We start from the raw sequence: 3,604 nt of genomic DNA on the forward strand, positions 1-3,604 counted from the left end.
TGGCAGGGCACCCCATAGAAAAAATCGGGAAGATTTGGTTAGGGGACGATTTAATTGAGACGTTTGGTGAATATACCGTTCATGAAGTTAAACACCTTTGGTTGAGGAGTTTAAAAATCACGGCACCTGTTGTTGAAGTGGAGTTACATAATAGCAGAGAAGATGTCGATCCCTTTATGCTAAAAAATTGCCCGTCATGGAAAGAGGATATGATTGGTCGAGGTCTGGCGTGGTTACGTGTGACACTCACGTTTGACCAAGAAAAATTCCCTTATGGATTACCCAATGTGAAATGTGAAGTTTGGGGAAAACATCTGTTTGATCCTCGCACTGGGCAAACCGAGTGGAGTAATAATGGGGCTTTAGTCATTTTGGATTATTACCGCCATTATTTAAAAGTACCTGATACAGATATTGATTTTGACAGCTTTAAACAGGCGGCCGATTTATGTGATGAAAAAGTGAGTCTACCAGAAGGTGGATTTGAGTCGCGATATACCCTTAATGGTGCCTATGACTTAAATGAGAGTCCATCGAGTGTCTTGGAAGCGATGCACAAATGCATCAACGCGGAACCGACATTCACCGCAGGAAAACACGGTATTCAAATCGGTGCTTATTATGGGCCGGCAATAAAAACTATCACCGAATCACAATTGATTGGCACTGTCACGTGTACCCCTGAAACAGGTTTAAAAGACGCGACCAATGCGGTGTATGGCACGTTTATTGATGCTGAACAGTTATACACAAAAACGGATTTCACGCCTGTGATTGTAGACGAATGGGTGAAAGAGGATGGCTTAGAAATTCGGGAGAATATCGACTATCGTTTTGTCACCAGCCCTTATCAAGCCCAACGATTAGCTCGCCAATATCTCCGTAAAAAGAAAGCAGGAAGACGGGTTCAACTCACGATGAACTTAGACGGCTATGCTTATCGTCCGGGGGAAGTTGTGCTTTTAGCATTACCTTCTTTGGGGATTAGTGGACTGGAATTTCGTATTGCCGAATGGGCATTTCATGCTTTAGAGGGTGTGGCTTTAACGTTGGAAGAGGATGGTGCCTATTTATATGAAGATGTGATTGGCAAGCCTTTCGAACGTCCGCCGTTTGTGAGTTTACCCACTGGCGGTGTTGCTTCACCCATTAATCTTACCTTTGTTCCACTTGCTGTCAGTGACATCGTGCAAGGTACACTTTCTTGGCAGAATGTGGCGTCTGATGTGCGTTATAATACGGTCAATATTTTCCATAATGGCAAGGTTATACAGTCTATTCAGGTGCCGGGTGAGCGTGTTGATATTAACGGATTAGCACGAGGGACTTATCGTGTTGAAATCAGAGCTACAAACGTGGCAGGCGCGATGTCTGCTCCCGCTATCAGTGACTTTGCCATTCAAGCACCACCGCCTCCAGAGCATATTGATGTTACCTCTGGCTTATTTAATCTGACCATTGCACCGAAACAAGGCGATAGCGCTGTCTTGGGTTATACCTTTGAATTTTGGTTTAGTGAGGAAAAGCTCGCTGATCTTTCTGAAAATGAAGTGATCACCAAAACAAATAAAGTTGGCCAAGGGAATTTCTGGACGCAAGAGAACTTACAAGCAGGGCATACGTATTATTTTTATGTTCGAACAATCAACAGCTATGGTAAATCACCGTTTGTGGAAGCTTCTGGTGTTTGCTCTTCTCAAACCGATTTAATTCTTGAGGAATTAGCGGGGCAAATTAGTCGAGATCAACTCGCACAAGACCTATTGGGTGAAATTAACAGCAAAGCTAACCAAATCGATATTACAGAATTACATGAGCTAATGAGGATAAATCACGATAAGCTTTTAGAAGAGTCAATGAGGCAAGGCGCAACGATTGAAGAAAGTGAAAAAAAACGGGAGGGATCAGAAAAATTATTGGCTGAGAGGATGAATAAAGTTTCAACGGCAACAGAAGCACAGGCTGCCGCAATTAAACAAGAGCAACAAGCACGTATTGAGGCTGATAAAACTGAAGCACAACAACGCCAATTCTTAGCCACTCAACTTCGTGGTGATTATACCGGCAATGATTTATCTAAAGTCACCGCAGGACTTATCTCAGCCGAGAAGCAAGCACGAGTTACAGGTGACCAAGCGGAAGCGAAAGCCAGACAGTCATTGGAAACACGGATGAATGGGAATGTTTCCGCGATTAATCAATCACTAGAAACCCTCACCTCAAAACAGCAAGCCCAAACGCAAGAGATTTCAACGCTCAATTCAAATCTTAAGGGGAAAGCTGATAGTAGTGCGGTAAATGCATTAAATACGCGAGTATCGAATATCGATGGCAAAGTGACGTCCGCAACCTCTCAGGTACAAACGTTATCCAGCAAATTAGATAAAGTGAAAGCCGATTTAACGGAGTCTGTGGTGGTGGATTTAGATTTATCTAAACTCAATGAAAACACCTATTATCCGGTTATTTTGCCTTTAGTAACCTCTCGACGTTATGCCTTTAAGGTTTTTAGAACCTTAGGGAAATATTCAGATAATAAACCCAGTTATGCGACTCACAGCACTAAAGGCTTTGCCATGATTGTGGAGTGGCAAGTGAGTGGTTCTGGATGGGGAACACAATCTGAAAACCGCATCATTGATAATTTTGATTGGAAATGGACAAATCAATCTCCTGTGATGGGACCAGCTCAATTAACGAATGGCTCTGTGGAATATATCTATTTACGGGGAGGCGCTAAATACCAACTCACTAAGCATAAAAGTGTTAACCATCAAATCATCACCAGCACTTACACTAATAACAAACAATCGGTGGCACCAAAAGGATTTGTGATGAATGAAGTGCCTAAGTCCAGCGAACAGAAAGCCAATGCAACGGCGAATGCGGTAAACCAACTTGAAACTAAGGTAACTGAGGTCTCAGGAAAGGTGACCTCGACCGCCCAACAAGTGACTCGTTTAGAAAGCCAAGTGGGTACAAGTTCAGCCAAAATCGAACAAACGTCTAAAGTGGTCACTGATTTAAATGGCAAAATCTCCGCATCATGGACAATGAAAGTCCAGCAGGATAGCAAAGGGAATAAAGTCATTACCGGCATTGGCTTAGGATTTAATGCGCAAGGAAATAGCCAATTTCTGGTTAATGCCCAAAACTTTGCGGTGATATCGTCATTAAATGGCAAAGTGGTGACACCGTTTGTCGTGAAGAATGGACAGGTGGTTATTCATGAAGCCTTAATGGATAAAGCGTGGATACAGAAACTAGTGGTACTCAATTATTTTAAATCATCGGGATTTGATAAAGGGAATGGCTTTTTATTGGATGCCAAAAACAATATTTTCCGCTTTACGGGTGGTAATGGGGCATTAAATATCACCAATAATCAATTGGTCGTCAAAGATGAGAAAAAACGCCTTGTGATGAAAATCGGTTACCTAGGGAATTGATTTATGTATGGTCTTGAAATTTTTCCTGTTGAAGGCGGTAAACCTTACCGTTTAACGCGTGATACGCAAATTCTCTGTTATTTAACCTCTTATCAGATAGGGCCAGAAGATTGGCCCCATTATCGACAACCGAAAAAAACACGGAGCAAAGTCAT

General features: G+C 42.4%; 1 protein-coding gene. It reads left to right on the plus strand.

Translation table 11 applies throughout. The features are described 5' to 3' along the window. Positions 1-3,449 (plus strand): phage tail tip fiber protein (locus tag ACNART_RS17725; RefSeq protein WP_416303668.1); only part of this gene is annotated, 3,449 nt, incomplete at its 5' end. Positions 3,450-3,604: the final 155 nt, after the last annotated feature.

Origin of the sequence: Proteus sp. LHD240705, assembly GCF_047921555.1 — a bacterium.
Taxonomy (GTDB): Bacteria; Pseudomonadota; Gammaproteobacteria; order Enterobacterales; family Enterobacteriaceae; genus Proteus.